Origin of the sequence: Lichenibacterium minor, assembly GCF_004137685.1 — a bacterium.
GTDB classification, from domain to species: Bacteria; Pseudomonadota; Alphaproteobacteria; order Rhizobiales; family Beijerinckiaceae; genus Lichenihabitans; species Lichenihabitans minor.
In genome coordinates, this window is sequence record NZ_QYBB01000011.1 from 1 (window position 1) to 26,971 (window position 26,971).

Consider the following 26,971-nt stretch of genomic DNA (forward strand, 5'->3'; position numbering starts at 1 on the left):
TCAAGGCCCGGGAGAGTCGGTCGCCGCCAGGCCCGCCAAGATCAACGGAACACTTCACTCGACACGACAACCGACACGGCGGCGGACCCCGCACGGGACCGACGCCGGGGCGACGCGGGGTGGAGCAGCCCGGTAGCTCGTCAGGCTCATAACCTGAAGGCCGCAGGTTCAAATCCTGCCCCCGCAACCAACCATCACCATCCCGAAAGCCCCGAGGCCCACACCTCGGGGCTTTCGCGCGTCAAGGCGACTGTCGAGCGCCGACGTGAGGCGTCCCGCTGCGCGAGAGGCGTTCGCCCGTTCCGACGTGACATGACCGCGGCGACCTCACGCCCGTGTTGACAAAGCCACGTTTCGTTACCGATATCGAAGCACGAGCAGCGCGAGACTGCCGCCAAGGGGATCGGAATGCCGGACGGTGTTCTCAGCTACGACGTCGTCGAGACGTTCGGCGCCACGCGCTCTTTCCAGGACGTGTCCCTCGATGTCCGGCGGGGTGAGGTGCTGGCTTTCCTCGGCGACAGCGAGCCCGGCCTGCCCGCCCTGACCGACGGTGCACCCTATCGCGCCTGGACGCCGCCCGGCGGCCGCTTCGCCGTCCCTTCATCCGCCAAGACTTCGGCTGCGTCGAATGGAGAACGGCGGCCGACACTCTCGGCTTCGGCGACCGCACCCGTCAGGGCGCCGACAGTCGGTACGCCGCCGACCGCGTGGCGGTGATGCGGGACGGGCAGACGGTCGACGGGTTTAACATCCCCGACACGGACCCGTCCGCGCTGCGGGCGGCCCCGCTGACCTCGAAGGGTTCCAAGCAGCCGAGTTCAGTCCAAGTCCCGTGCGGCTCGGCGTCGAGGGACGCGTGGCGCCGGGGACCGGCACGACCGCCTTCGCGGTGCGCCTCGGCAAGCGGCGGCGGCGGCTCGTGCCATGCCGAGCCGCCGTTCGAGGAAACGGGGTTGCTCGTCGCCACGGGCATCTCTGGCTGCGCCCAGCGCGGTCTCGCCGCGGCGGTGGGCGCCGCGCTGCTCGATAAAACGAGGGCCGCCACGGCCCCGATCACCAAGGAGGAAATGCGATGAGATCGATGCTTCTGGGCGCCACGGCCGCGCTGGCCCTGTTCGCCGCGGCGGGCGCGCGCGCCGATGAACTCGCCGACGCCAAGGCGAGGGTCGCGGCTGCGACCGCGCGTGTCACCAAGTGGGACGGCCCGACGGCAGGCCCCAAGGCCGCGACGGACAAGACGATCATCTATATCGCGGGCGACCTCCGAAACGGCGGCACCGAGGGCGTGTCGCGCGGCGTCGGAGAGGCCGCGAAGGCGATCGGCTGGACGCTGCGCATCCTCGATGGGCGGGGCGACATCTCGGCGCGGACCGCCGCGGTGAACCAAGCCATCGCGCTCAAGCCCGATGGCATCGTGCTCGGCGGCTTCGACGCCGTCGAACAGAACGCCGCGCTGGCGACCTTGAAGGCGGCCGGCATCCCCTACGTGGGCTGGCACGCCACGGTGGCGCCGGGGCCGGACCCCACCACCGGCATGTTCGCCAACGTCAACACGAGCATCTCCGACGTGGCGCAGACCGCGTCCGACCTCGCCATCGTGGCCTCGAACGGCAAGGCGGGCGTCGTGATCTTCGGCGATTCTAACTACGAGATGGCCATCGGCAAGGCACGCATGATGGAGGCCGACATCAAGAAATGCTCCGGCTGCGCCGTGCTGAGCCTCGAGGACTCGCCGATGACCGAGGCCTCGACCCGCATGCCGCAGCTCACCACATCGCTGTTGCAGCGCTACGGCGCCAAGTGGACCTACTCGTTGGCGGTGAACGACCTCTATTACGACTTCATGGCGGCCTCGCTCGGCGCCGCCGGCGTCGACGGTGCGGGAGCACCACACAACATCTCGGCCGGCGACGGCTCGGAATCGGCCTTCCAGCGCATCCGTGCCAAGGACTACCAGATCGCCACGGTCGCCGAGCCCCTGACCGAGCAGGGCTGGCAACTCGTCGACGAACTGAACCGCGCCTTCGCGGGACGACCCTGGTCGGGCTACGTGTCGCCGGTCCACGTCGTCACGGCCGAGAACATCGCCTACGATGGCGGGCCGCGGAACCTGTTCGACCCCGACAACGGCTACCGTGACGCTTACAAGAGGATCTGGGCCGGATCCTAGTCGACCGACGCCCGGGGACGCTCGCGCCATCCCGTGTTGCCGACGCGTTCGTCCAGGGTCGGGCGCCCACCCTGGCTACGGAGCACGATCGAGCGGTGCGGCACGCCTCGGGCCCATCGACGACGTGCCGTCCTCGGAGACCGGCTGGCAAAGCCTCGACCGCGTGGCGAGCGCGAAAGCGCACCGCCGCTCGTGCGGCGCAAGAAGGCGGAGATGCTGTACGACCGCCGGTGCGATCGGGAAGGGCGGTGCCCCGCCTCACTGCCCCCGCCGGCCGGCCGTCGCGAAGCGCAGGGCCTCCTCGGCGGCGCGCACCAGCGCTTCCGCCTTGTTGACGCATTCGGTGTTCTCCGATTCCGGGACGGAATCGTAGACGATGCCGGCGCCGGACTGGATATGCATCGTCCCGTCCTTGATGACCGAGGTCCGCAGCACGATGCAGGTGTCCATCGTGCCATCGGCACCGAAATAGCCGATGCAGCCGCCGTAGATCCCGCGCTTGTCGTGCTCGAGTTCGTCGATGATCTCCATGGCGCGCACCTTCGGGGCGCCCGACACCGTGCCGGCCGGGAAGCCCGCCGCCAGCGCGTCGACGATGTCCCGGTCCGGCCGGAGGCGCCCCTCGACGTTCGACACGATGTGCATGACGTGGCTGTAGCGCTCGATGAAGAAGCGATCCGTCACCTCCACCGAGCCGATGTCCGCCACGCGGCCGACGTCGTTGCGCCCGAGGTCGAGCAGCATCAGGTGCTCGGACCGCTCCTTGGGATCGGCCAGCAGCTCCGCCGCCAGCGCCTCGTCCTCCGCCGGCGATCCGCCCCTCCGCCGCGTCCCCGCGATCGGCCGGATCGTGACGATCCCGTCGCGCACCCGCACCAGGATCTCGGGCGACGAACAGCAGATCTGGAACGTGCCGAAGTCGAGGAAGGACAGGTAGGGCGCGGGATTGATGCGCCGGAGCGCGCGGTAGAGCGCGAAGGGCGGAAGCGCGAAAGGGGCGGAGAAACGCTGTGACAGCACCACCTGGAACACGTCGCCCGCGCGGATGTACTCCTGCGCGCGCTCGACCATGCCGAGGTAGTCGGACACGGGCGTGTTCGAGGTGGGCCGTTCCGCCGGCGACAGCGGGTCCGCCGCGGCGCCCGGATGGGCGAGGGGCGCTTCGAGTTCGCCGATGACGCGGTCGAGCCGGCCCGCCGCCGCCTCGGCGGCCTGCCGCGCGGAAACGCCGGCCCGCGGGCGGACGGGGGTCACCACGATCATCTCGTCGCGCACGCTGTCGAACACCACCATCACGGTGGGGCGGACCAGATGGGCGTCGGGCACGCCGATCGGGTCGGGCTTGGCGGGCGCCAGCCGCTCCATGTGGCGCACCATGTCGTAGCCGAGGTACCCGAACACGCCCGCCGACATGGGCGGCAGGCCCGCCGGCATGGGAATGGCCGATTCGGTCAGAAACGACCGCAGCGCGTCGAGCGGCGTGCCGTCCAACGGCCGGAACGCGCCGGCGTCGGTCGCGGCGTCCCGGTTCAGCTCCGCCTGCGGCCCCGTGCAACGCCACACCGCGTCGGGGTCGAGGCCGATCATCGAGTAGCGGCCGCGGGTGGCGTTGCCCTCGACCGACTCCAGCAGGAACAGGTTGCCGGCGCGCTTGGAGGCGAGCTTCAGGTAGGCCGACACCGGGGTTTCGAGGTCGGCGACCAGCACGGACCAAACCACGGTGGCGCGCCCGGCCTCGTAGGCCGCCGGGACCGCCGCGAATCCTTGGTGGCCCATGGTCAATAGCCCGCGCCCGAGGAGGCCTGCTGCACGGCGGCCTGGTTGACCTTGGTGCCGAGCTTGGCGCCGAGCGTCCCGAGGTAGTCGTTGATCACCGCGTCCTGCAGCGCCGCGCCGTAGCGCTGCGCGATCCGCTTGATGTTCTCCGCGTCGGGGTCGAGCGGCGGCGTCACGCTGTCGATGACTTTGAACAGGGTGCGGCCCGTGGGGCCCGTCGCCGCCGACCCGGCGGAGCCCACCGGCACGTCGAAGGCCTTGGCGACCACGCCCGGGGGCAGGCCGGCCGCCCCGGCCCGCTTGGCATCGGCGACATGCTCGACGGCGAGGCCGAGCGACGCGGCCACGCCCTCCATGGTCTGCGTGCCGGCGTCGATGTCGCGCACGAGCTCGGCCGCCTTGGCGTCGAGCCGGCGCGACGTTTCCTCCTCGGTCCACACGGCCTGCACCTTGGCCTTGGCCTCGTCGAAGGTCAGCGGCCGGGCCGGATCGATGCCGGCCACCTCGAACCAGACCGTGCCGCCGTCGGGCGTCGACAGCGTGTCGTTGTCGACGCCGATGTCGGACGCGAAAGCGGCCTTCAGCAGGTCCGGGCCGTCGACCAGGCCCGCCACCGGCGCCCCGTCGCGGCCCTTGCCCTGCGCGTCGATCGTGTCGATCGTGCGGACCTGCAGGCCCGCCGCCGCGGCGGCCTCGGCGAGCGTCTTGCCGGAAGCGCGCGCGTCCTCGATCCGGTCGTGCAGCGCCGTCAGGGCCGCCCCGGCACGGCGGCCGGCGATCTCGCGCTTCAGGTCCGGCGCCACGGCGGCGAAGGGCTGGGTCGCGCCCGGCTCGACCGCGTCGACCTGCGCCACCACGGTGCCGAACGTGCCCTTGACGGGATCGGTGATGCCCATGGCCGGCAGGCCGAAGGCGGCGTCCGCCACCGCGCGGTCGAAGATGGCCTCCTTGGCCACCGTGCCGAGGTCGACGAGCTTGTCGCCGAGGCCGTCCGCCTTGACGGCGTCGGCGAAAGGCTCTCCGGCGCGCACCCGGCGCACGAAGGCCGCCGCCGCGTCCTCGGTGGGGAAGACGACCTGGCTGACGTGGCGCTTCTCGGGCGTGGAGAAGCGCGCCGCCTTGTCCTTCTCGTAGAGCGCCTGGGCGTCGGCCTCCGAAACGTCGTCCGGCTTCGCGACCGTCGCGGGCGTCACGGCCAGCACGACGAGCTTGCGGTACTGCGGGGCCGTGAAAGCGGCCTTGTGGCCGTCGTAGTAGGCGCGCGCCGCCGCGTCGTCGGGCACCGGCGCCGGCCCGGCCGCCGATGCCGGCAGGGCGATCGCGTCGAGGCTGCGGGTTTCGTCCTCGTAGCGGTGCAGGGCGTCGATGGCCGCCGTCGGGGCCTCGATGCCGCCGATCAGCGCCCCCACCAGCTCCTGGCGGAGATAGGTGCCGCGCTGTTCGCGGATGAAGCTCGCTTCCGTGAAGTTGTTGTCGCGCAGCACCTCGTTGAACCGCGCGCGATCGAAAGCCCCGCCCGGCCCGGCGAAGGACGGGTCGGACAGGATGCCCTTGGCGATCTGCCGGTCCGAGATGGCGAGGCCGAAGCTCTGCGCCCGGTCGTCGAGCGCCGCGTTCGACATCAGGCGCGACAGCACCCGGGCGTCGAGGCCGATGCGGTGCGCCTCCTCGTTGGTGACGGCGCGGCGCGTGCGGCGCTGGATGTCCTGCAGGTCGGCTTGGTAGGCCTGCCGGTAGGCCGCGGTGGTGATCGTGACGTCGCCCACCTGCGCCACCGCGTTGGCGCTCCCGCCGCGGAACGGGTCGCCGATGCCCCAAATCACGAAGGCGATGAGGATGACGCCGAAGATCAGCGTGGTCAGCGCCTTGCCGATCCAGGTCGATTGTGCGGCGCGGATGCCTCCGAGCATGGGGTCGTTTCTCGCGGTGGAGGGGGCGGGCGCGGGGTCGCGCGACTGGGGCGCAGATCTATAGGCGACGGCACGCCAGCGCAACGCGGGCGGATCTTTCGACGACCGCCCCGGATTCCCGACCCATGAGAGCGGGCCGGAGATCGAACGAGATGGAATCCATTAACCTGGGGCGGACGGGACTGAAGGTGTCGCGGCTCTGCCTCGGCTGCATGACCTACGGCGAGCCCGGGCGCGGCAACCACCCGTGGACGCTGCCGGAAGCCGAAAGCCGGCCCTTCCTGAAACGGGCGCTCGACCTCGGCATCACCTTCTTCGACACCGCGGACGTGTATTCCGACGGGTCGAGCGAGGAGATCGTCGGCCGGGCGCTGGTCGATTACGCGCGGCGCGACGGGATCGTGCTGGCCACCAAGGTGCACGGGCGCACCCACCCCGACGCCAACGGCGCCGGCCTGTCGCGCAAGCACATCATGGCGTCGATCGATGCCAGCCTGAAGCGCCTCGGGACCGACCACGTCGACCTGTACCAGATCCACCGCTACGACCCCGACACGCCCATCGAGGAAACCCTGGAAGCGCTTCACGACGTCGTGAAGGCCGGCAAGGCGCTCCACATCGGGGCGTCGTCGATGCATGCGTGGCAGTTCTGCCGCTCGCTCCACCTGGCGGACCGCCATGGCTGGACCCGCTTCGTATCCATGCAGAACCATTACAACCTGCTCTACCGCGAGGAGGAACGCGAGATGGTGGCGCTGTGCCGGGCCGAGGGCATCGGCATGATCCCGTGGAGCCCCCTGGCGCGGGGCCGCCTCACGCGGCCGCCCGAGACCAGGACCGACCGGGCCGAAAGCGACGCCTTCGGGAAAACGCTGTACGGCGGTTTCGAAGCGTCGGACCGGGCCGTCATCGACCGCGTGGGCGAGATCGCGGAGGCTCGCGGCGTGCCCCGCGCCCAGGTGGCCCTGGCCTGGCTCCTGTCGAAGCCCGGCGTGACCGCGCCCATCGTCGGAGCTTCGAAGCCCGCCCACCTCGACGACGCCGTGGCGGCCCTGGAGCTGACGCTGTCGGCGGAGGAGGTCGCCCGCCTCGAAGAGCCCTACGTCCCCCACGCGGTGGCGGGCTTCGCGTAGAAGCGCTCGCCGGCCTGGGGCCGGTCAGCCCGGCAGGGCGTCGAGGAAGAACGTCGACATCGTGCCGCGGCCCTTCACCTGGATGGGCGCCCGCGCTTCGGCGCCGAAGCGGCCGCCGAGGGCTGCCAGGGTTTCCCCCGTGACGTGGACGCGGCCCGCCTCGCTCATCGCTTCCATGCGGCTCGCCACGTTCACGGTGTCGCCCCACACGTCGTAGATGAACTTGTCCTTGCCGATGATGCCGGCCGCGACGGGCCCCGTGTGGAGCCCGATGCGGATGCGCAGGTCCTGGCCCATCGCACGGCTGGCTTCGGCCACGGCGGCCGGCATGCGCAGCGCCATAGCGGCGGCGCGGGCCGCGTGGTCGCGGCAGGCTTCCGGCAGCCCGCCCGCCGCCATGTAGGCGTCGCCGATCGTCTTGATCTTCTCGAGCCCGTGTTCCGCCGTCAGGCGGTCGAAGCGCGAGAAGATGCCGTTCAGGAGCTCCAACACCACGTCGGGCGGCAGGGTGGCGGTGGTCTGGGTGAAGTCGACGAGATCGCTGAACAGGATGGTGGCGGAGGCGAAGCTGTCGGCGATCACCGATTCGCCGTTGCGGAACCGTTCCACGACGCTGCGGGGCAGGAGGTTGAGCAGCAGCCCTTCGGACCGCTCCTGCTCGGTCCGCAGCTTCTGCGTCGTCGCCTGGTCGCGGTCCCGCAGGAACTTGCGCTCCAGCGAGGCCGTCATCCGGGCGCGCAGCAGCACCGGGTTGATGGGCTTCGTCAGGTAGTCGTCGGCGCCCGACTCGATGCAGTGGACAGCGCTCTCGATCTCGTCGAGCGCCGAAACGATGATCACCGGCAGGGCCGCCGTTTCGGGCGCGCCCTTGATGCGGCGCAGCACCTCGATGCCGCTGACGCCCGGCATGAGCAGGTCGAGCAGGACGAGGTCGAACTCCGTGCCCTCGAGCAGCTCCAGCGCGCCTTCGCCGTTGTCGCAGCTCGTCACCTCGTGCCCGTCGCGGCGCAGGCGGCGCGACAGGAGGTCCAGCGTCGACGCGTTGTCGTCGACGACCAGCACGCGGCCGAGCGCGCGAGGCCCGGTCACGGCCGGCTCCATCAGGACGGAGCGGATCGCCTCCATGGGCTCGTGCAGGGCGGAATCGTGGTCGAGCAGCCGTTGGGCTTCCTCGCCGCGGCCCTGGTGGGCCAGCCGCATGAACTCCACCATGGCGTCGATCTGCGCCAGGAGCCGCCGCGCCGCGTCGAGCATGTCGGCGAGCGTGCCCGCCTGGGCGGCGCCGGCCGCGCCCTCGATCTCCTCGGCGAGCAGCTCGCCGTAGCCCAGGATGGCGGTGATGGGCGTCCGCAGCTCGTGGCGGAGGTGGCTCGACGCCGCAGCGGCGTCGCGCCCTTCCATCAGGTTCTCGGTCGCGGAAGGGTCGAAGAGGGACCGGACCATGGCGTCGAGCCGCGCCGCGGCGGCGGACAGCCGGCCCACGTCGGCGCGCGAAGCCTCGTCGGGCCAGTCCTCGGCGAGCAGCGCCGCCAGGCCCGTGATGGCTTCCACCGGGGCCTGGAACTCGGCGCGCGCGAACACCGCCAGCAGCCGGGGCAGGGCCTCCCCGGCGGGGTCCGAGCCGTCGATCTCGCGCCCCCCTGGGTCCGACAAACTTCCACCTCGAGGGCTCGGCGGAGGCGGCCGCGCGCCGGGCTTTGCAAGCCGCGATGCCGATGATACCCCGCCCCGGCCGTCCCCTCAATGCTCCAGGCAGGAATCCTCCACCATGGCCACCTCGCGCCCCCTGCTCGCGGGCAATTGGAAGATGAACGGCACGCGGGCGTCGCTGTCCGAGATCGCCGCCCTGCGGGACGCCGTGGCGGCCGGCCGAACGCGCGGGGCCGACGTGCTGATCTGCCCGCCGTTCACGCTGGTGATGGCGGCGGCCGACCTTTGCGCCGGCACGGGCCTGATGATCGGGGGGCAGGACTGCGATGCACACCCCGCCGGCGCGTCGACGGGCGACGTGTCGGCCGAAATGCTGCGGGACGCCGGCGCCGGCGCCGTGATCGTCGGCCATTCCGAGCGGCGCGCCCATCGCGGCGACACGGATGCGGTGGTCCGCGCCAAGGCCGAAGCCGCCGGGAGGGCCGGGCTGATGGCGATCCTGTGCGTCGGCGAAACGCGGGCCGAGCACGACCGGGGCGAAACGCTGCGCGTCATCGGCCGGCAGATCGACGATTCGGTCCCGCCGAGCGCCAGTGCGGCAGGCCTGGCGCTGGCCTACGAGCCGGTGTGGGCCATCGGCACCGGGGTGGTGCCGTCGGCGGACGACATCGCCACCGTGCACGCCTTCATGCGCCGCCGGCTGCGCTCGCTGCTCGGGGCCGAGGGCGGCGGCGTGCGCCTCCTCTACGGCGGCTCCGTCAAGCCCGACAACGCCGCCGAAGTGCTGGCCGTGGAGCACGTCGACGGGGTCCTGGTCGGGGGGGCGAGCCTGAAGGAGGCGGAGTTCCTCGCCATCGCCGAAGCGCGGCGGTGACCGGATCCGGGCCGCGTCGCCGGGCCGGAAATTTGCATCGCGGGGCCCATGGTGTATGGGAACCGCATTCTTTCCGATCGCCCCGGCGAGCCGGCGCCGGCCGCCCCCCGAGTGTCACAGATGCAAACCGTCCTGATCGTGTTCCACCTGATGATCGTGATCGCGCTCGTGGCCACCGTGCTGCTGCAGCGGTCCGAGGGTGGTGCCCTGGGCGTCGGCGGGGGCGGCGGCTTCATGACCGGCCGCGGCCAGGCCAACGCGCTGACGCGCGCGACCGCCATCCTGGGCACGCTGTTCTTCGTGACCAGCCTCGCCCTGACGCTGCTGGCCCATTACAACCGCGCCCCGAAGTCGCTGCTCGACGCCCCCGCCGCGTCCCGCGCGACGCCGGCCGGCGCCGTGCCGGTCCAGCCCGGCTCGACGCTGATGGACCAGCTGAACCAGATCGAGAAGCAGAAGAGCGGCGCGGCCCCGGCCGCCCCGGCGCAGCCCGAGGTGCCGAAGTCGCAGTGACGGCCTCGGCCTGACATGAGGGGAGGGGCGGCTTCGACGGCCGCCCCTTCGTCGTTTCCGCAGGGCCGATCCCCGGATCGGCCCATCGCATGATCGGTGCGCCGCGGCCGTGAGGTCGGCCCGGCGCGCCCGCGTTGAGACAGGTGTTGAACCCGATGGCACGCTACGTCTTCATCACCGGCGGCGTGGTGTCGTCGCTGGGCAAGGGCCTCGCGTCGGCGGCGCTGGGCGCCCTGCTCCAGGCCCGCGGCTACACGGTGCGGCTGCGCAAGCTGGATCCCTACCTCAACGTCGACCCCGGCACGATGAGCCCCTACCAGCACGGGGAAGTCTTCGTCACCGACGACGGCGCGGAGACCGACCTCGACCTCGGCCACTACGAGCGCTTCACCGGCCGACCGGCGACCCGCGCCGACAACATCACCACCGGCCAGATCTACCAGGACATCATCGCCAAGGAGCGGCGCGGCGACTTCCTCGGCGCCACCGTGCAGGTGATCCCCCACGTCACGAACCACATCAAGGAGTTCGTGCTGGAGGGCAACGACGACATCGATTTCGTGCTGGTCGAGATCGGCGGCACCGTCGGCGACATCGAGGGGCTGCCCTTCTTCGAAGCCATCCGCCAGCTCGGCAACGACTTGCCGCGCGGCCACGCCGTCTACGTCCACCTGACGCTGCTGCCCTACATCCCGACCGCGGGCGAGCTGAAGACCAAGCCGACGCAGCATTCCGTGAAGGAGCTTCGCTCCATCGGCATCCAGCCCGACATCCTGCTGTGCCGCTCCGACCGGCCGATCCCCGTCGAGGAGCGCCGCAAGCTCGGGCTGTTCTGCAACGTCCGCGAGGACGCCGTGATCGAGGCGCGCGACGTGGCCTCGATCTACGACGTGCCCCGCGCCTACCACGAAGCGGGGCTCGACCGGGCGCTGCTGGCGGCCTTCGACATCGCCCCCGCGCCCAAGCCCGACATGACGCGCTGGAACGCCGTGACGGAGCGCGCCCTCAACCCGGAAGGCGAGGTCCGCATCGCCGTCGTGGGCAAGTACACGGGCATGAAGGACGCCTACAAGTCCCTCATCGAGGCGCTGATGCACGGCGGGCTCGCCAACCGCGTGAAGGTGAAGCTCGACTGGATCGAGGCGGAAGTCTTCGAGGGCGACGGCACGGCGTCGCAGCTCGAGGACGTCCACGCCATCCTGGTCCCGGGCGGCTTCGGCCAGCGCGGCGCCGAGGGCAAGATCGCCGCGGCGCGATTCGCGCGCGAGCGCAGGATCCCGTATTTCGGCATCTGCTTCGGCATGCAGATGGCGGTGATCGAGGCCACGCGGGCGCTGGCCGGCGTCGCGGACGCCAATTCCACCGAGTTCGGCCCCTGCGCCGAGCCGGTCGTGGGCCTGCTGACGGAATGGATGCGCGGGAACGCGCTGGAGCAACGCCTCCACGACGGCGACCTCGGCGGCACGATGCGGCTCGGCGCCTATCCCACCACGCTGGGGAGCGGCACCAAGATCGCCGCCATCTACGGCGGCACCGAGATCACCGAGCGCCACCGCCACCGCTACGAGGTCAACACGGATTACCGCGCCCGGCTCGAAGCGCACGGCATGGTGTTCTCCGGCCTGTCGCCCGACGGGCTGCTCCCGGAAACGGTGGAACTCGCCGACCACCCGTGGTTCATCGGCGTGCAGTACCATCCGGAGCTGAAGTCGCGCCCCTTCGACCCGCACCCGCTGTTCGCGAGCTTCGTGGCGGCGGCGCTGACCCAGTCGCGCCTGGTCTGAACGGGGGTCGGGCGGCTTCGCCGCCGGACTGCCCGGCCCGTACGCTGCGGGCGAGGGCGCCATCCGGAGGGGGACACGAGCCATGCGGGCCATCGACCATCTCGTGCTCGCCGTCCCCGACCTTGCCGCCGCGGCCGCGCGCTACCGGGCGATGGGCTTCACGGTCGGGTCGCGCAACCTCCATCCCTGGGGCACCGAGAACGCCGTCGTGCAGCTCGACGGCAGCTACCTCGAACTGATCGGCCTGTCGGATGGGTTCCTCCCCCCGCCGCCCGACCACCCGGCGGCGCCCTTCGCCGGCCCGGTCGCCGCCGCGGTGGCGCGGGGCGGCGGGCTCCCCCTCGTGGCGCTCGGCTCCGCCGACGCCGACGCCGATGCGGCGCGCTTCCGCGCGGCCGGGCTGGGGCAGGGGCGGCGCCTCGACTTCCGGCGTGCCGCGGCGTCACCGGACGGCACGGCCGCGACGCTGCGCTTCGGCCTCGCCTTCGCCGCCCTCCCGACCCTGCCCGAGGCCGGGCTCTTCGCCTGCCGGCACCACCAGCCCTTCGGCGATGCCGCCGGGCGGCGGCACGTCAACGGCGCGCTCCGGCTCGGCGCCGTCGTGCTGGCCGCCGACCGCCCCGGCGCCCTCGCCCCCGCGGTCGGGGCCGTCGTCGACGCGGCGGCGGGCGGGCCGGCCGGGCGCCCGACCTTCGACACGCCCACCGGCCAGCTTGCCATCATGACGCCCGCCGATGCCGAGGCGCGCTACGGCGCCGGCGCCGTCGCGGGCCGCTTCGCCGCCGTCGCGCTCGTGGTCGCTGCGCTCGCACCCGTGCGCGCGCTGCTCGACCGCGCCGGCATCCCCCATGCCGAGGTCGCCGGCGCCGTCGTGGTGCCGCCCCATGCCGCCTTCGGCGTGGCGCTGGCCTTCGCGCCCGCCCCGTGCCATTCCGGGCCCCGCAACGGGGACGCGGCGGCATGACGAACAACGGCGAAGTGGTGGTGGGGCAGGGGCCCCGCGCGGTGCGGATCGGCAACCGGCTGCCGCTGGCGCTGATCGCCGGCCCCTGCGCCATGGAAAGCCGCGACCACGCGCTGTTCATGGCCGACGCCCTGGCGGCCCTGGCCGAGCGGCTCGGCATCGGCCTCGTCTACAAGAGCTCCTTCGACAAGGCCAACCGCTCCTCCGCCGACAGCGCCCGCGGCATCGGCCTCGACGCCGCCCTGGCGATCTTCGAGGCCGTCAAGGCGCGCACCGGCCTGCCCGTCCTGACCGACGTCCACGACGCCGCCCAATGCGCGCCCGTGGCCGAGGTGGTGGACGTGCTGCAGATCCCGGCCTTCCTGTGCCGGCAGACCGACCTGCTGCTCGCCGCCGCCGCCACGGGCCGCGCCGTGAACGTCAAGAAGGGCCAGTTCCTGGCCCCGTGGGACATGGGCAACGTCGTCGACAAGCTGGTGGGCGGCGGCAACCCGAACGTGCTGGTGACGGAGCGGGGCGCCTCGTTCGGCTACAACACGCTGGTGTCCGACATGCGCGCCCTGCCGGTGCTGGCCGCCACCGGCGCGCCGGTGGTCTTCGACGCCACCCATTCCGTGCAGCAGCCCGGCGGGCAGGGGAAGACGTCCGGCGGGCAGCGCGAGTTCGTGCCCGTGCTGGCCCGCGCCGCCGTGGCGGTCGGGGTCGCGGCCGTGTTCATCGAGACCCACCAGACGCCCGGGACGGCGCCCTCCGACGGGCCCAACATGGTGCCGCTCGACGACATGGAAGGGCTGGTCGCCACGCTGCAGCGCTTCGATCGCCTCGCCAAGGCGCTTTAGAACGGATCGCGATCGGGTGGAGTCACCTGGTCGCGTGAACATGACCTTAAAAACAGGGAGCTAGTGCCGGCATCGCGGGCCGAGGCGAGCGGCACCGGCTCCAGGCCGCGGCGGGGCGTCGTCCCGCGTCATCTCGCCTTCACGCGGGCCTGCTAGGCACGACAGCCATGAGCGACCCGAACTTCAGCTACGCCGACGACGCGATGCCGCCCGTGAAGCGCGGCCTCATTCGCCTGGTCGAGGCCGCCACCGGCCAGCGCCAGCTGCGCCGGCTCTACCTCGACAACCGGCGCCACGGCGTCGCGGGCGAGAGCTTCTTCGCCGCGGCGGTGCGCAGCCTGAGGCTCGACGTCCGTTTCGACCCCGCCGCGCTGGCCGCCATGCCGCGCACCGGCCCTGTCGTCGTGGTGGCGAACCACCCCTACGGCGTGCTCGACGGCATCGTGATCTCGTGGCTGGTCGGGCAGGTGCGCTCGGACTTCCTCGTGCTCACCAACGCCGTGCTGCTGCGGGCGCCCGAGATCGCCGCCCACGTGCTGCCGATCGACTTCGCCCCGACCGAGGGCGCCACGCGGACCAACGTCGCGTCGCGCGCCGCGGCCCGCCGCCACCTCGATGCAGGCGGCTGCGTTGTGGTGTTCCCGGCCGGCGGCATCTCGACGGCGCCGGACCGGCTCGGCCGCGAGCGCGCCACGGACGGGCCCTGGCAGCCCTTCACGGCGCAGCTCGTGCAGCGGTCCCGCGCCACCGTGGTGCCGGTGTGCTTCGAGGGGCAGAACAGCCGCCTGTTCCAGATCGCCAGCCACCTCAGCCCGGTCCTGCGCCTGTCGCTGATCTTTCACGAGGTGAAGAGCCGCATCGGCAGCGCCATGCTGGTCGCCGTCGGGCGGCCCGTGCCCTTCTCGGCCCTGCCGGCCTGCCTCGACCGCCAGGCCCTGGCGGACCACCTGCGGGCGCTCACCTACGGGCTCACGCCAGCCTTCCCGCAGCTCGCCCTGGCGGGACCCGCGGCGCCCGCCCGCCCGCGGGGCGCCGGGGAGCCGCTGCTCGGCCTCAAGCGCCGGATGTCCGACGGCCGGCGGGCGGTGGCGCGCAAGCTGGCGGGGCGCCGCGGTCAGCCGCGGCCGCGATAGGGCGGCACCCCCTGGTCGGGCAGCCAGAGCCCCTCGGGCGGCGCGCCGGTCTGCCAGAACACATCGATGGGGATGCCGCCGCGCGGGTACCAGTAGCCGCCGATGCGGAGCCAGCGGGGCAGCAGGAGCGACTGCAGCTCCTTGCCGATCCGCACCGTGCAGTCCTCGTGGAAGGCACCGTGGTTGCGGAACGACGTGAGGTACATCTTCAGCGACTTGGATTCGACGAGCCAGCCGTCCGGCACGTAGTCGATGACGATATGGGCGAAGTCGGGCTGCGCCGTGACGGGGCACAGCGAGGTGAACTCGGGCGCGGTGAAGCGCGCGAGGTAGAGCGTGCCGGGATGCGGGTTCGGCACGCGGTCGAGCCGGGCTTCCTCGGGCGAGCCGGGCTGGGCGACGGTTTGGCCGAGCAGCGTCGGCGTGAGGGGATCGGACAAGGCTGGACTCGCGGGGGCGGGGCCGCCGGCGCGGCCTTCGTGGCCGAGTTAGTCCCCCCTCCGCCCCCGCACAAGCCTTCTGCGCACAGCCAGCGCCCCGGTGCTCAGGGCAGGCGGCCGCCGGCCAGCAGGACGGCGCCGTCCCGCGCGTCGGCGTGTGGCGGGGCCAGCGCGTCGGCGACCGCGGCGGGCAGGTAGGGCCGCACCGCAGAAGCCCCGCCCCCCACGAGGCAGATCCGGTCCGCGCCGAGCCGCCGCACCGCGGCGACGAGTTCGGCCAGCGACGCCGCGGCGCCGCGCACGATCGACAGCGCCACGGCGTCCCCCCCGGCCGCCGCGGCGAAGCAGGCGGGCGCTTCCGCCCCGTAATCCGCCGAGCGCGCCGCGAGGCCCCAGCGGATCACCGCGGCGGGATCGTCGCCGAAGCGCGCCATCAGGCTTCGGGTGAAGGGCGTGTGGGGCTCCAGGCCGTCGTGGGCCCGCAGGGCGCGGCGCCACGCGTCGAGCCCGATGCGGGCGCCGGACCCGTCGTCGCCGAGCACGAAGCCGCGGCCGCCGACGACGATCTCGCGCCCACCCACCAGGGCCAGGCCGGCGCTGCCGGTGCCGGCGATGACGAGGCCGCCGTCCGCCCCGCCGTGGGCGCCGAGGCAGGCCGTCACGGCGTCGTTGGACACCCGCACCTCGGCGAAGCCCGGGAGCGCCGCCGCCACCTCGGCCGCGATGGCGGGCGACGACACGCCGGCGAGCCCCAGGCCGACCCGCAGGCGCCCGCCCGCATCGGACTGGAGGCCCGCCGCGGCGAGCGTGGCGCCGATGCAGTCCCGGACGGCGGCGAGCGCCCCGGCGAAGTCGAGGTAGACGTTGGCGCTGCCGCCGACCGCCTCGCCCAGCACGGCACCCGCGCCGTCGCGCAGCCGCGCCCGGCAGGTCGAGCCGCCGCCGTCGATGCCCATGAACAGGGCAGGGGCCTTCTCTTCCGTGCCGGCCATCGTCCCGTTCCCCTTCCCGCCAGACTGTTCCCGGGCTGTAGCGCCCGCTTGCCCGCGCGCCAAGGCGGAGCGGACCTCGTCGGGCGGCCGTTTCACGGGGTGTCGTTCGGCATGAAGAACGATGTTCCGTGAAACGAACGACTCCGCGGGCGCAGACGGGCGCGCGCGCCGTGGGGCGCGGCGCGCCTCGGGGGCGGTGGGCATGGGGGCCGGCCGGAGCGGAGCCGCGGCGCCGCGCGGGCGGCGTCCCTCCCCCGTCGCGGGACGGGCATCGTCGATGACGGGGTAATCAGACGGGGTGGGCGAACAGGCCGATCGTCAGCATCACGCCGATCGCGACGACGCCGACGCGCAGCAGCTTCTCGTCGACCCGGCTCAGCATCCAGGCACCGGCGAGGCCGCCCAGCACGGCGCCGACGCCGAGGGCCAGGGCCGACACCCAGGCCACGGAGGGTGAAAAGGCGAAGATCGCCACGGCGGCGGCGTTCATCACCCCGGCCAGCACGTTCTTGGATGCGCCGGCGTTGCGGGTCGGCAGGCCCGCAAGGGTCAGGGCGGCGAGCATGAGGAAGCCGATGCCGCCGCCGAAATAGCCGCCATAGACGGCGATGAGGAACTGCGCCCCAGCGGCCTGGGCGGCCGTCAGGTGCACGGCGGCGGCGTCCGCGCGCCTGCGGCCGAAGGACCCGTAGGCGAAGACCGCGGTGGCGAAGAGCACGAGCCAGGGCACGAGCCGCGCGAAGAACGAGGCCGGCGTGACCAGCAGCAGGACCCCGCCGGCCGCGCCGCCGACCAGGCTGATGCCGAGCAGGGCCCGGAACGACAGGTTCTGGGCCCCGCGGACATGGGCGCGCCCGGCGAAGCCGGTCGACAGCTGGCCGGGGAACAGCGCGATGGTCGATGTGATGTTGGCGGCCCGCGCGTCGAGCCCGCTCAGGATCAGCGCCGGCAGGGTGACGAACGACCCTCCCCCGGCCAGCGCGTTCTGCGTGCCGGCCCAGAGCCCGGCGGCGAAGAGCAGGGGGAGGCCCGTGCCGGTCATGCGGGGGCGGAGGCGGCGGCGAGCTCGGCGCGGTCGCCGGCCGACAGGTCGAGCGAAGCCGCGGCGGCGAGGTCGCGGAACTGGTCGAGCGACGTCGCGCTGGCGATCGGCGCCGCCACCGACGGCTGCGCCATCAGCCAGGCGAGCGCCACCGCGGCGAGCGACGCCCCGCGCCGCGCCGAAACGGCGTCGAGCGCCCCCAGGATGCGCAGGCCGCGCGGGTTGAGGTGCCGGCCCATGTTGCCGCCGCGCGTGCTTTTCCCGAAATCGGCCTCCGAGCGGTATTTGCCGGTGAGGAAGCCGGATGCCAGGGCGAAATAGGGGATCACGCTCACGGCCTCGGCGACGCAGAGGTCTTGCACGGCGCCCTCGAACCCGGACCGGACCGAAAGGTTGTATTCCGGCTGCAGCGTTTCGTAGCGCGGCAGCCCCCGCGCTTCGCTGATCGCGAGCGAGGTGCGCAGCCGGTCCGCGGAAAAGTTGGACGCCCCGATGATGCGGACCTTGCCGGCCTTCACGAGGCGCGCATAGGCGTCCAAGGTTTCCTCGATCGGCGTGTCGCCGTCGTCGGCATGAGACTGGTAGAGGTCGACGTAGTCGACGCGCAGGCGCTTCAGCGAGCCGTCGATCGAGCTCTCGATATGGGCACGGTCGAGCCGGCCCGCCCGGTCCGGCTGTCCCATGCCGACCTTGGTGGCGAGCACGATGCGGTCCCGCCCGCCGCGCGACGCGAGCCAATCGCCGATGACCGTCTCGGATTCGCCGCCGACATGCCCCGGCACCCAGCGGGAATACACGTCGGCCGTGTCGATGAAGTCGAAACCCGCGCCCACGAAGGCGTCGAGGAGGGCGAAGGACGCGTCGCGGTCGGCCGTCCAGCCGAAAACGTTGCCGCCGAAGCACCAGGGCGCCACGGCGATGTCGGATCGACCCAGTCTGCGCTTCATCATCGGTGATGCCCTCCCGCCGTCCGCGTCAGCCGCCGACCGCGTCCCTGACGCATTTCGTCGTGAACGACGTCTTGGCCGCCCCGGCGAGCTTCTTGCCAGCCGCGGCCGCGTCGCAGGACGCCGCGGCGTCGCGCCGGCATTTCCCGAGGAAGCTGGTCTTGGCGGCCCCGCCGAGTTTCTTGTCCGCCGCGTTGGCGGTGCAGGTGCCGTCCGCGTGGGCGGCCGACAGGCCCGCCATCAGGGCGGCGGCGATCAGGACGGCTTTCATGGCGTTTCCCCTCGCATGCGGGCCCGCGATGGCGATTCGGACCGCCCGCTGCCGGGCCCCGGCGGCAGGAGCCTTGCACCCGAACGGGGGAGCGTCAATTCCGGGGTCGGGCATCGAAGCGGCCCCGAGCGGCGCACCGGCATCCGACGCCGACCGAACGCGACGCTGTGCTCGCCGGCAAGCGAGGGGGACGGCGGGCACCGGGCCGGGCTGCCGGCGGACGGGGTGGGATTCGAACCCACGGTAGGCTTGCACCCACGGCGGTTTTCAAGACCGCTGCCTTCAACCACTCGGCCACCCGTCCTCGCCGGCACCATAGTGCAGGTCCGCCCGCCTGGCCATCGTGATCTCGGGCGAGGGACCTTGAGCTGTGCCGTAATTCGACCTCATTCCAAGGGCGAAACGGGGCAGGGCCTGGCGCCCCGGCGGGCGTGGCGCGGACGGCGGCGCGTTTAAGCCTTCCGAAAGCGGCGGGGCCGAAAATGCTGTGTATCGACAGTCCGAACCGCTCGCACCGGCCCGCCGCCCTCCCCACCGGGACGGTGCGGGGCGGAGATCGGAGCGCCTGCGTCCGAGCAGGATCCCGCGTCAGACCATGAAGTTCCCGGCCGCCGCGCTTTCCGCCACCGCCCCGCCCGCCCCCGCCGCCCCGATGGCCGCCGCCCTGCGCTGGGGCGCCCTAGCGGTCTGCGCCGCGGCGCTGGCGGGCTGCGCCACGCAGCCGTCGCTGAACCCGGGCCGGCCCGGGGGCGGCCGGTATTTCGACCCGATCCTCGGTGTCTGGGCCAGCCCGCGCCTCGTCGAGGACGGGCAGGCGGTGCCGCGCGGCGGCGGCGGATACCTCGTCGGGCGCCCCTACACGATCGGGGGCCACACCTACGTTCCCAACGCCGACCCGAAGGGATATGCGGCCGTGGGCACCGCGTCCTGGTACGGCGACGCTTTTCACGGCCGCCGCACCGCGAACGGCGAAATCTTCGACAAGGGCTCGATCTCGGCCGCCCACCCGACGCTGCCTTTGCCGAGCTACGTGCGCGTGACGAACCTCAAGAACGGCCGCTCGCTGATCGTGCGGGTCAACGACCGCGGACCCTATCACGGCGGGCGGGTGATGGACGTGTCGCAGCGCGTCGCCGAAGCGCTGGCCTTCAAGACCGAGGGGACAGGCCGCATCCGCATCGACTATGTCGGGCGCGCCAGCCTCGCCGGCGCGGACGACGACAGGCTGCTCGCCACCCTGACCACCGACGGCCGCCCGGCGCGGCTCGACGGCATGGCCGAGCCGGCGCGGGTCGCCGACGAGGCGCTGCCGCCCCCGCCCGACGGTCCCTCGCCGCTGCCCAACATCCCGGCCCGCGTGGCGTCCCTGCCGATCTTCCGGCGCGGCCACGCCGCCGCGGTGCCGGTGGCGGGGCCGATCGACCCGGTCGTGCCCGCGCCGGCGCGCCCCCTCGCGGCCCCGCTCCTCCCCAGGCCGTTTCCGGCGCCCGCCCTCCGCGGCAGGGCCGGCGGCGGGCGGGATCCCTTCTTCAAGCCGCTGTTCCCGCCGCCGAAATCCGAACCGGCGCCGCGCGCGACCCTGTCCTTCGCGGGACCGGCGCGGCGGGTCGAGGCTGGAAAGCCGGGCGGAGCGGTCCCGCACCGAAAGCCGGTGGCCCACGAGGAGGCGCGCTGACGGGCGCCATCCGGTCCTTTGGCCGCCGGGCCGGCCGGGCTACACTGGCCCCGGGCGCCGCTTCCCGCCGCTGTCCCGACGCGAGATCCCCCGTGCCGACGCGCTTCTTCCTCATCGCCGCCCTTCTGGGTTGCGCCGTTCCCCCGGCGCGCGCCGCCGAAGCCTTCCAGACCGCGGCGCCCTTCGCGCTCCTGCTGGATGCCGACACCGGCTCGGTGCTGTTCGACAAGAACGGCGACAAGCAGATGGCGCCCGCCTCGACGACCAAGATCCTCACCGCCGAGATCGCCTTCCGCGAGATCAAGGAAGGGCGCCTCAAGCTCGACGACGTGTTCCTCGTGTCTGAGAACGCGTGGCGCTCGGGCGGGGCCAAGTCGGGCGGTTCCACCATGTTCGCGGCACTGAACAGCCGCATCCCGGTCGAGGACCTGATCCAGGGCCTCGTGGTCCAGTCCGGCAACGACGCCGCGATCGCGCTCGCCGAGGGCATCTCGGGTTCGGAGGACAGTTTCGCGGCCCTGATGAACCGGCGGGCCCACGAGCTCGGCATGGACCATTCCGTGTTCAAGAACCCGTGGGGCAGGGGGGACCCGAACCAGCGGGTGACGCCGCGCGACATGGCGACCCTGGCCCGGCACGTGATCCACACCTATCCGGACTTCTACCGCTACTTCGGCGAGCGCGAGTTCACCTGGAACAGGGTGCGCCAGCTCAACCGCAACCCGCTGCTGGGCATGAACATCGGGGCCGACGGGCTGAAGACCGGCGACATCGCCGAAAGCGGCTTCGGCCTGGTCGGATCCGCGGTGCAGAACGGGGAACGGCTGATCGTGGTCGTCAACGGGCTGCGCACCGCGAAGGACCGCGCCACCGAAAGCTTCAAGCTGCTGACCTGGGGATTCCGCAATTTCGAGCCGCGCGACCTTTACGGCGCCGACGAGGTGGTGGGCACCGCACAGGTGTTCGGCGGCGAGGTCGGCGAGGTGCCGCTCGTCGCCGGGGCCCCCGTGAAGCTGCTCGTGCCCCGCGGTGCGGGGGAAACGCTGTCCGGCCGCATCACCTATCGCGGGCCGCTGCGGGCGCCGGTGCAGCAGGGCGCCACGGTGGCGGAGCTGCATGTCGCGCACGACGGAGCCGACATCCTCGTCGTGCCGCTGAAGGCGGCCGCGGCGGTGGGCACCGGCTCGCTGCCGCGCCGCGCGCTCGACGCCGGCTGGGAGCTCGGCGCGACCCTGATCCGGCAGAATTTCGGCCGCCCGCCCGGCGCGGGGGCCGGGCCGGGGGGCCGGGCCGAACAGCCGGCGGGGGCGGCGCCGTGACGGCGGGGCAGGGCGGCTTCATCACGCTCGAGGGCGGCGAGGGCACGGGCAAGTCCACCCAGGCGCGGCGCCTCGTCGACCGCATCCGCGGGCTCGGCCTCGACGCGGTGGCGACGCGCGAGCCCGGCGGCTCGCCCCGCGCCGAGCTGATCCGCGACGCGCTGCTGTCCGGCGCGGTGAAGCCGCTCGGCCCGGTGGCGGAAGCCATGATGTTCGCCGCCGCCCGCATCGACCACCTCGACGTCACGATCCGCCCTGCCCTGGCCCGCGGCGCCTTCGTGGTCTGCGACCGCTTCGCCGATTCGACGCGCGTCTACCAGGGCGCGCTGGAGGGCGTCGACGCGGGCCTGCTCGCGGGCCTCGAGCGCGTGGCCGTGGGCCCGACGATGCCGGACCTCACCCTCGTGCTCGACCTCGACGTCGCCATCGGGCTCGCCCGCGCTCGCGCGCGGCGCGGGGCCGGCGCGGCGGACCGGTTCGAGCGCGAAGCGGACGGGTTCCACGAGGGGCTGCGACGGGCCTTCCTCGAGAACGCCGAGCGCGAGCCGGAGCGCTGCCTCGTGGTCGACGCTTCGGGCGACGCCGACGCCATCGCGGAAACGCTGTGGCTGATCGCGCGGGCCCGCTTCCCCGCGCTACGCCGACCCAACCCGGGAGCGCGGCCGTGAAGGACGGCGAGGCCGCCCCCGAAAGCGACCGCGCCGAAGGCGCCCCGCACCCGCGCGAAACGGCCGGGCTGTTCGGGCAGGCGCGCGCCGAGCGCGAACTTCTCGACGCTTACCGGGCCGGCCGGCTGCACCACGCGTGGCTCATCGGCGGCCTCGCGGGCACCGGCAAGGCGACGCTGGCCTGGCGCTTCGCCCGCTTCCTGCTGGCCAACCCCGATCCCGCCGCGGGCGCGGTCCGGGACGCGGCGGACCTGCGGGTGCCCCCGGACCATCCCGCGGCACGGCAGGCGGCGGCGGGCGCGCCGGGCGACGTCGCGGTGCTGCGGCGCGGCTGGAACGACAAGACCGGCAAGTTCTTCTCCGACATCCGCGTCGACGAGGTGCGGAAGATGTCCGGCCTGTTCCAGCAGGCGAGCCGGGCCGGCGGCTACCGGATCTGCATCATCGACACGGCGGAGGACCTCAACACCAACAGCGCCAACGCGCTGCTGAAGCTCGTCGAGGAGCCGCCCTCGCGCTCGCTGTTCCTGATGCTGGCCCACCACCCCGCCCAGGTGATGCCGACGCTGCGCTCGCGCTGCCGCAAGCTCGCCCTGGACCCGCTCGGCCCCGCCGACGCCGTCGCGGCGCTGCGGGCGCTCGGGGCTCCCTGGTCGACGATCGAGCCCGCGACGCTCGACGAGGCCGTGCGGCGGGCCGGAAACTCCGTGTCGGGCACGCTGCCTTATCTCGGCGGCGAACGGCTGAGCCTCGACGGCGACACGGCGCGCCTGCTGGCGCGGCTCCCCGAGGTCGATTGGGCCGGGCTTCACCGCCTGGCGGACCGGATCGGGTCCGACGAGGACGATTTCGCGGTGCTGACGGGCGCCATCCTGGACTGGCTGCACGAGCGCCTGCGGGCCGGTTCGGGCGGGGCCCGCCGCCTTGCACCCCTGGCCGAGGTATGGGAGAAAGTCCGCCGCTCCGCGCGCGACACGCTGGCCCTTAACCTGGACAAGAAGACGTTCCTGTTCTCGACCTTCGCGGATCTCGCCCAGGCGACGCGCGCGCTTTGACCCCAAGAAGAAGCTTCATGGCCCCGCGCCCCACCTACTGCATTTCGTCCGCCATCCCCTACGCCAACGGCGCCCCGCACATCGGCCACGCCTACGAGCGGATCGCCCAGGACGCCATCGCGCGCTTCAAGCGGCTCGACGGTTTCGACGTGCTGAGCCTGTCGGGCATGGACGAACACGGGCAGAAGATGCAGCAGACGGCGGCGCGCGAAGGGCTGACCCCGCAGGGGCTCGCCGACCGCACCGCCGAACAGTTCCTGTCCATGAACCGCCTGCTCGGCACCGAGGCCGACGACGTCGTGCGCACGACCGAGCCCCGGCACCGCGCCGCCGCGCAGGAGATCTGGCGCCGCATGGAAGCGCGCGGGGACGTGTACCTGTCGAGCTACAAGGGCTGGTATTCGGTCCGCGACGAAGCCTTCCACGACGAGGCCGACCTCGTGCCGGGCCCCGACGGCACCCGCCTCGCCCCGACCGGAACGCCGGTCGAATGGGTCGAGGAGGAAAGCTGGTTCTTCCGCCTGTCGGCCTACGGGGACCGCCTGCTGGCCCATTACGCCGCGAACCCCGATTTCGTCACCCCGGAGAAGTACCGCAACGAGGTCGTGAGCTTCGTGTCGCGCGGGCTGAACGACCTGTCGATCAGCCGCACGGCCTTCGACTGGGGCGTGCCGGTGCCGGGCGATTCGAAGCACGTGATGTACGTCTGGGTCGACGCGCTGACCAACTACCTCACCGGCACGGGCTTTCCCGACGCGTCGGACCCGCGCGCGCGCTTCTGGCCGGCGGACGCCCACCTCATCGGCAAGGACATTTCCCGCTTCCACGCCGTCTTCTGGCCCGCCTTCCTCCTGTCGGCCGGGATCCCGCTGCCGCGCCGGGTGGTGGTGCACGGGTTCCTGTTCAACAAGGGCGAGAAGATGTCGAAGTCGGTCGGCAACGTCATCTCGCCGACGACGCTCGCCGAGCATTACGGCGTGGACCCGCTGCGCTACTTCTTCCTGCGCGAGGTGCCCTTCGGCCAGGACGGCAGCTATTCGCACGAGGCCATCGTGGCGCGCATCAACGCCGACCTGGCCAACGGCATCGGCAACCTGGCGCAGCGCTCGTTGTCGATGATCGCCAAGAACTGCGGGGGCAGGGTGCCGGACTGGGGAACGCTGACGGAGGCCGACCGGGACCTGCTCGGCGAGGCCGACGCCCTGCTCGACCGCGCCCGGGACGCCATGGCCCATTACGCGCTGCACGATTACCTCGCCGCCGCGTGGCGGGTGATCGCCGCCGCGGACCGCTACTTCGCCGGCGAGGAGCCCTGGGTGAAGCGCAAGACGGATCCCGTCCGCATGGGCACGGTGCTGGCCGTGGTGGCCGAAGTGGTGCGCGAGATCGCCATCGTGGTGCAGCCCGTGATGCCCGGCGCCATGTCGCGGCTGCTGGACTTCCTGGCCGTGCCGGCCGAGGCTCGCGACTTCGCCCATTTCGGGCCCGAGCATCGCCTGACCCCGGGCACCGCCCTGCCCGCGCCTTCCGGCGTGTTTCCCCGCTACGTCGAGGCGGAGCCGGCCGCGTGACGCTGACCGACAGCCATTGCCACCTCGACTTCCCCGAGTTCGCGCCCGAACTCGACGCCGTGGTGGAGCGCGCCCGCGCGGCGGGCGTGGCGCGCATGATCACCATCTCGACCCGCGTCGCGCGCAACGGCGACATCGTCGCGCTGGCCGAGCGCTTTCCCGACGTGTTCTTCACCGTCGGCACGCATCCGCTGCAGGCCGCCGAGGAACCGGACGTTTCGGTGGAGCGCCTGGTCGCCCTGTCGGCGCATCCCAAATGCGTCGGCATCGGCGAAGCGGGGCTCGACTACCATTACGACGCGGCACCGCGCGACCTGGCCGACCGGGTATTCCGCACCCACATCGCGGCGGCCCGCGAAACGGGTCTGCCGCTGGTCATCCATTCGCGCGACGCCGATGCCGACATGGCCGCGACCCTCCGCGACGAGATGGGCCGCGGGCGGTTCTCCGCCGTGCTGCACTGCTTCACCGCTTCGGCGGAGCTGGCCACCACGGGGCTGGAGCTCGGGCTGTCCATCTCGTTCTCGGGCGTCGTCACCTTCAAGAACTCGGGCGACCTGCGCGACGTCGCCCGCGGCGTGCCGCTCGACCGCATGCTGGTCGAGACGGACGCGCCCTTCCTGGCCCCCGCGCCACACCGCGGCAAGCGCAACGAGCCCGCCTTCGTGGCCCACACGGCGCGCGTCCTGGCGGAGCTGAAGGGCCTCGACGTCGACGCCTTCGCGGCGGCGACCAGCGCCAACGTCGACCGGCTGTTCTCCAAGCTCCCGCCCCGCGCCGGGCAGGGCGCGCCCGAGATATCGCGCCCATGATGTCGCGCCCATGACCGGAACCATCACGATCCTCGGTTGCGGCTCCTCCGGCGGCGTGCCGCGCGTGGGGCAGGGGTGGGGCGCCTGCGACCCGGCCGAGCCCAGGAACGAGCGCCAGCGCTGCTCGATCCTGGTGGAGCGCATGAGCGAAGCCGGAACCACGCGCGTGCTCGTCGACATGTCGCCGGACCTGCGGCGCCAGCTCCTGGCGAGCGGGATCCGCTCCCTCGACGCCATCGTGCTGACCCATCCCCATGCCGACCATGTCCACGGCATCGACGACGTGCGGCCGCTGGTCCTGGGCGCCAAGAAGCGCATCGCCGTCTACATGGACGACGCGACCTCGAGCGACGTGACGCAGAAGTTCGGCTACGTGTTCCGTACGCCCCCGGGCAGCTCCTATCCGCCGCTGCTCGACGAGCACCGGATCGTCGCCGGAGAAGCGCAAAGCTTCGCGGGGGCAGGGGGGACGATCCCCATCACGCCCTTCAGGCTCGAGCATGGCGAGATCGACGCGCTGGGGCTGCGCATCGGCGACGTCGCCTACACGCCGGACCTCAACCGCATCCCGCCCGACAGCGAGCCCTTCCTCGAGGGCCTCGACCTGTGGATCGTGGATGCGCTGCGCTACAAGCCGCATCCCAGCCACTTCTCGCTCGACGAGGCGCTGGCCGCCATCGCCCGGTTCAGGCCGAAGCGCGCCGTGCTGACCAACCTTCACAACGACCTCGACTACGCGACGCTGCGCGCGGCGCTGCCCGACGGCATCGTGCCGGCCTACGACGGCATGGCCCTGCCCTTCGCGCCATGACGGACGACGCCATCCCGCCCGGCCACATCGCCGAGACCGTGACGTCCCTCGAGATGTTCGCCTGCCCGGAGCCGGCGCGGCACGCGCCCACGCTGCCCCCGGGCTGCCGGATCGAGCGGGTGGTCCGGCCCACGGTGGCGTTCTATCGCTTCCTCTACGACACTGTGGGCGAGCCGTGGATGTGGGGCGGGCGCCGGCGCTGGACCGATGCCGCGCTGGCCGAATGGATCCAGGACGACCGAACCGAGATCTGGCTGCTCGGCGTCGACGGCCAGCCGGGCGGCTTCGCGGAACTCGACCGCCGTGCCGACGACGACGTGGAGCTGAGCTACTTCGGCCTCCTGCCCGACTTTGTCGGGCGGCGCCTGGGTCCGCTCCTGCTCCGCACCGCCGTGCACCGGGCCTGGGCCGGCCTGCCGCGACGTTTCTGGGTCCACACCTGCGACCTCGACCATCCCGCCGCCCTGGGCCTTTATCGGCGCGAGGGCTTCGTGCCGTTCCGCACCCATGTCGAGATCGTGCCGGACCCGCGGGCGACCGGCCACATTCCGCCGCATGTGCAGCCCCATCGCCCGATCCTGACCTGATCGGGGACGGGGCAGGGGAGCTCGGGGGCTCC

At 72.7% G+C, this 26,971-nt stretch carries 26 protein-coding genes and 2 tRNA genes; 19 read left to right on the forward strand and 9 right to left on the reverse strand.

What is annotated here, in order from left to right:
- The first annotated feature begins 113 nt into the window (after positions 1–113).
- From D3273_RS11400 to D3273_RS11410, 4 genes are all read left to right on the forward strand, one after another.
- A tRNA-Met gene (locus D3273_RS11400) sits at positions 114–190 on the forward strand.
- A 218-nt stretch (positions 191–408) separates the two neighbouring features.
- Positions 409–720 carry a hypothetical protein gene (locus tag D3273_RS11405; protein WP_129226601.1) on the forward strand — a complete coding sequence of 104 codons (312 nt, stop codon included), beginning with the start codon at positions 409–411 and terminating at the stop codon, positions 718–720.
- A gap of 236 nt (positions 721–956) precedes the next feature.
- Entirely contained in the window at positions 957–1,079 is a 123-nt protein-coding gene (locus D3273_RS29615) for a hypothetical protein (protein ID WP_281011255.1), read from the forward strand.
- Positions 1,076–2,173, forward strand: coding sequence for a substrate-binding domain-containing protein (locus D3273_RS11410; RefSeq protein WP_129226603.1), 1,098 nt, complete (start codon positions 1,076–1,078; stop codon positions 2,171–2,173). Before D3273_RS29615 ends, D3273_RS11410 begins: the two co-directional genes overlap by 4 nt.
- Before the next feature lie 258 nt (positions 2,174–2,431).
- On the opposite strand, the gene trpE is transcribed toward D3273_RS11410, so the two are convergent.
- Entirely contained in the window at positions 2,432–3,949 is a 1,518-nt protein-coding gene (gene trpE / locus D3273_RS11415) for an anthranilate synthase component I (protein WP_129226605.1), read from the reverse strand.
- A 2-nt stretch (positions 3,950–3,951) separates the two neighbouring features.
- Positions 3,952–5,859 carry a peptidylprolyl isomerase gene (locus D3273_RS11420; RefSeq protein ID WP_129226607.1) on the reverse strand — a complete coding sequence of 636 codons (1,908 nt, stop codon included), beginning with the start codon at positions 5,857–5,859 and terminating at the stop codon, positions 3,952–3,954.
- A 152-nt stretch (positions 5,860–6,011) separates the two neighbouring features.
- On the opposite strand from D3273_RS11420, the gene D3273_RS11425 reads away from it, so the two are divergent.
- Positions 6,012–6,992, forward strand: a complete 981-nt coding sequence (locus D3273_RS11425; protein WP_129226609.1) for an aldo/keto reductase — start codon at positions 6,012–6,014, stop codon at positions 6,990–6,992.
- 24 nt (positions 6,993–7,016) lie between these two features.
- Here D3273_RS11425 and D3273_RS11430 read toward each other — a convergent pair whose 3' ends face one another.
- Positions 7,017–8,645: an adenylate/guanylate cyclase domain-containing protein gene (locus D3273_RS11430; RefSeq protein ID WP_129226611.1), complete on the reverse strand. Its 1,629-nt coding sequence runs from the start codon at positions 8,643–8,645 to the stop codon at positions 7,017–7,019.
- Between the two features lie 115 nt (positions 8,646–8,760).
- Between D3273_RS11430 and tpiA the strand changes: the two genes are divergently transcribed.
- From tpiA to D3273_RS11460, 6 genes are all read left to right on the forward strand, one after another.
- The gene (gene tpiA / locus D3273_RS11435) at positions 8,761–9,516 is read left to right on the forward strand and encodes a triose-phosphate isomerase (RefSeq protein ID WP_129226613.1); all 756 of its coding nucleotides are present in this window, start codon (positions 8,761–8,763) and stop codon (positions 9,514–9,516) included.
- Between the two features lie 120 nt (positions 9,517–9,636).
- Entirely contained in the window at positions 9,637–10,029 is a 393-nt protein-coding gene (secG, locus tag D3273_RS11440; protein WP_129226615.1) for a preprotein translocase subunit SecG, read from the forward strand.
- A 155-nt stretch (positions 10,030–10,184) separates the two neighbouring features.
- Positions 10,185–11,813 (forward strand): CTP synthase, encoded by a 1,629-nt coding sequence (gene pyrG, locus D3273_RS11445; protein ID WP_129226617.1) that lies wholly within the window; start codon positions 10,185–10,187, stop codon positions 11,811–11,813.
- A gap of 82 nt (positions 11,814–11,895) precedes the next feature.
- Positions 11,896–12,777, forward strand: a complete 882-nt coding sequence (locus D3273_RS11450) for a VOC family protein (RefSeq protein WP_129226619.1) — start codon at positions 11,896–11,898, stop codon at positions 12,775–12,777.
- On the forward strand, positions 12,774–13,616 hold the full coding sequence (gene kdsA / locus D3273_RS11455; RefSeq protein WP_129226621.1) for a 3-deoxy-8-phosphooctulonate synthase: 843 nt from the start codon (positions 12,774–12,776) through the stop codon (positions 13,614–13,616). Before D3273_RS11450 ends, kdsA begins: the two co-directional genes overlap by 4 nt.
- Before the next feature lie 167 nt (positions 13,617–13,783).
- Entirely contained in the window at positions 13,784–14,749 is a 966-nt protein-coding gene (locus D3273_RS11460; protein ID WP_129226623.1) for a lysophospholipid acyltransferase family protein, read from the forward strand.
- Here D3273_RS11460 and queF read toward each other — a convergent pair.
- From queF to D3273_RS11490, 6 genes are all read right to left on the reverse strand, one after another.
- On the reverse strand, positions 14,731–15,189 hold the full coding sequence (queF, locus tag D3273_RS11465; protein WP_129226625.1) for a preQ(1) synthase: 459 nt from the start codon (positions 15,187–15,189) through the stop codon (positions 14,731–14,733). The genes D3273_RS11460 and queF overlap by 19 nt on opposite strands.
- Positions 15,190–15,293: 104 nt before the next feature.
- Positions 15,294–16,181: a glucosamine kinase nucleotide-binding domain-containing protein gene (locus D3273_RS11470; RefSeq protein ID WP_165359462.1), complete on the reverse strand. Its 888-nt coding sequence runs from the start codon at positions 16,179–16,181 to the stop codon at positions 15,294–15,296.
- Positions 16,182–16,470: 289 nt separating this feature from the next.
- Positions 16,471–17,223 carry a sulfite exporter TauE/SafE family protein gene (locus tag D3273_RS11475; RefSeq protein ID WP_129226629.1) on the reverse strand — a complete coding sequence of 251 codons (753 nt, stop codon included), beginning with the start codon at positions 17,221–17,223 and terminating at the stop codon, positions 16,471–16,473.
- Positions 17,220–18,173: an aldo/keto reductase gene (locus D3273_RS11480; protein ID WP_129226631.1), complete on the reverse strand. Its 954-nt coding sequence runs from the start codon at positions 18,171–18,173 to the stop codon at positions 17,220–17,222. The genes D3273_RS11475 and D3273_RS11480 overlap by 4 nt, the downstream gene beginning before the upstream one ends.
- A 25-nt stretch (positions 18,174–18,198) precedes the next feature.
- A complete protein-coding gene (locus D3273_RS11485; protein WP_129226633.1) occupies positions 18,199–18,441 on the reverse strand; it encodes a hypothetical protein in 243 nt (80 codons plus the stop codon).
- A gap of 217 nt (positions 18,442–18,658) precedes the next feature.
- Positions 18,659–18,745, reverse strand: a tRNA-Ser gene (locus D3273_RS11490).
- A 291-nt stretch (positions 18,746–19,036) separates the two neighbouring features.
- On the opposite strand from D3273_RS11490, the gene D3273_RS29620 reads away from it, so the two are divergent.
- The 8 genes from D3273_RS29620 to D3273_RS11530 all read left to right on the forward strand — a co-directional run bounded on the left by D3273_RS29620 (position 19,037) and on the right by D3273_RS11530 (position 26,939).
- A complete protein-coding gene (locus tag D3273_RS29620) occupies positions 19,037–20,116 on the forward strand; it encodes a septal ring lytic transglycosylase RlpA family protein (RefSeq protein ID WP_281011257.1) in 1,080 nt (359 codons plus the stop codon).
- Positions 20,117–20,208: 92 nt separating this feature from the next.
- Complete coding sequence (locus D3273_RS11500) at positions 20,209–21,435, forward strand: D-alanyl-D-alanine carboxypeptidase family protein (RefSeq protein WP_129226635.1); 1,227 nt, start codon at positions 20,209–20,211, stop codon at positions 21,433–21,435.
- Entirely contained in the window at positions 21,432–22,103 is a 672-nt protein-coding gene (gene tmk / locus D3273_RS11505; RefSeq protein ID WP_207210766.1) for a dTMP kinase, read from the forward strand. Before D3273_RS11500 ends, tmk begins: the two co-directional genes overlap by 4 nt.
- Positions 22,100–23,158, forward strand: a complete 1,059-nt coding sequence (locus tag D3273_RS11510) for a DNA polymerase III subunit delta' (protein ID WP_129226637.1) — start codon at positions 22,100–22,102, stop codon at positions 23,156–23,158. The genes tmk and D3273_RS11510 overlap by 4 nt, the downstream gene beginning before the upstream one ends.
- Positions 23,159–23,175: 17 nt before the next feature.
- A complete protein-coding gene (metG, locus tag D3273_RS11515; RefSeq protein WP_129226639.1) occupies positions 23,176–24,729 on the forward strand; it encodes a methionine--tRNA ligase in 1,554 nt (517 codons plus the stop codon).
- Positions 24,726–25,541, forward strand: a complete 816-nt coding sequence (locus tag D3273_RS11520; RefSeq protein ID WP_245501119.1) for a TatD family hydrolase — start codon at positions 24,726–24,728, stop codon at positions 25,539–25,541. The genes metG and D3273_RS11520 overlap by 4 nt, the downstream gene beginning before the upstream one ends.
- 10 nt (positions 25,542–25,551) lie before the next feature.
- Entirely contained in the window at positions 25,552–26,352 is an 801-nt protein-coding gene (locus tag D3273_RS11525; protein WP_129226641.1) for an MBL fold metallo-hydrolase, read from the forward strand.
- Positions 26,349–26,939: a GNAT family N-acetyltransferase gene (locus D3273_RS11530; protein WP_129226643.1), complete on the forward strand. Its 591-nt coding sequence runs from the start codon at positions 26,349–26,351 to the stop codon at positions 26,937–26,939. The genes D3273_RS11525 and D3273_RS11530 overlap by 4 nt, the downstream gene beginning before the upstream one ends.
- Positions 26,940–26,971: the final 32 nt, after the last annotated feature.

Bases quoted from the DNA above. Each gene is read 5' to 3' on its own strand.
- D3273_RS11405 (WP_129226601.1), top strand. From the start codon at position 409: ATGCCGGACGGTGTTCTCAGCTACGACGTCGTCGAGACGTTCGGCGCC.
- D3273_RS11410 (WP_129226603.1), top strand. From the start codon at position 1,076: ATGAGATCGATGCTTCTGGGCGCCACGGCCGCGCTGGCCCTGTTCGCC.
- trpE (WP_129226605.1), bottom strand. From the start codon at position 3,949: ATGGGCCACCAAGGATTCGCGGCGGTCCCGGCGGCCTACGAGGCCGGG.
- D3273_RS11420 (WP_129226607.1), bottom strand. From the start codon at position 5,859: ATGCTCGGAGGCATCCGCGCCGCACAATCGACCTGGATCGGCAAGGCG.
- D3273_RS11425 (WP_129226609.1), top strand. From the start codon at position 6,012: ATGGAATCCATTAACCTGGGGCGGACGGGACTGAAGGTGTCGCGGCTC.
- tpiA (WP_129226613.1), top strand. From the start codon at position 8,761: ATGGCCACCTCGCGCCCCCTGCTCGCGGGCAATTGGAAGATGAACGGC.
- secG (WP_129226615.1), top strand. From the start codon at position 9,637: ATGCAAACCGTCCTGATCGTGTTCCACCTGATGATCGTGATCGCGCTC.
- pyrG (WP_129226617.1), top strand. From the start codon at position 10,185: ATGGCACGCTACGTCTTCATCACCGGCGGCGTGGTGTCGTCGCTGGGC.
- D3273_RS11450 (WP_129226619.1), top strand. From the start codon at position 11,896: ATGCGGGCCATCGACCATCTCGTGCTCGCCGTCCCCGACCTTGCCGCC.
- kdsA (WP_129226621.1), top strand. From the start codon at position 12,774: ATGACGAACAACGGCGAAGTGGTGGTGGGGCAGGGGCCCCGCGCGGTG.
- D3273_RS11460 (WP_129226623.1), top strand. From the start codon at position 13,784: ATGAGCGACCCGAACTTCAGCTACGCCGACGACGCGATGCCGCCCGTG.
- D3273_RS11470 (WP_165359462.1), bottom strand. From the start codon at position 16,181: ATGGCCGGCACGGAAGAGAAGGCCCCTGCCCTGTTCATGGGCATCGAC.
- D3273_RS11475 (WP_129226629.1), bottom strand. From the start codon at position 17,223: ATGACCGGCACGGGCCTCCCCCTGCTCTTCGCCGCCGGGCTCTGGGCC.
- D3273_RS11480 (WP_129226631.1), bottom strand. From the start codon at position 18,173: ATGATGAAGCGCAGACTGGGTCGATCCGACATCGCCGTGGCGCCCTGG.
- D3273_RS11485 (WP_129226633.1), bottom strand. From the start codon at position 18,441: ATGAAAGCCGTCCTGATCGCCGCCGCCCTGATGGCGGGCCTGTCGGCC.
- D3273_RS29620 (WP_281011257.1), top strand. From the start codon at position 19,037: ATGAAGTTCCCGGCCGCCGCGCTTTCCGCCACCGCCCCGCCCGCCCCC.
- metG (WP_129226639.1), top strand. From the start codon at position 23,176: ATGGCCCCGCGCCCCACCTACTGCATTTCGTCCGCCATCCCCTACGCC.
- D3273_RS11525 (WP_129226641.1), top strand. From the start codon at position 25,552: ATGACCGGAACCATCACGATCCTCGGTTGCGGCTCCTCCGGCGGCGTG.
- D3273_RS11530 (WP_129226643.1), top strand. From the start codon at position 26,349: ATGACGGACGACGCCATCCCGCCCGGCCACATCGCCGAGACCGTGACG.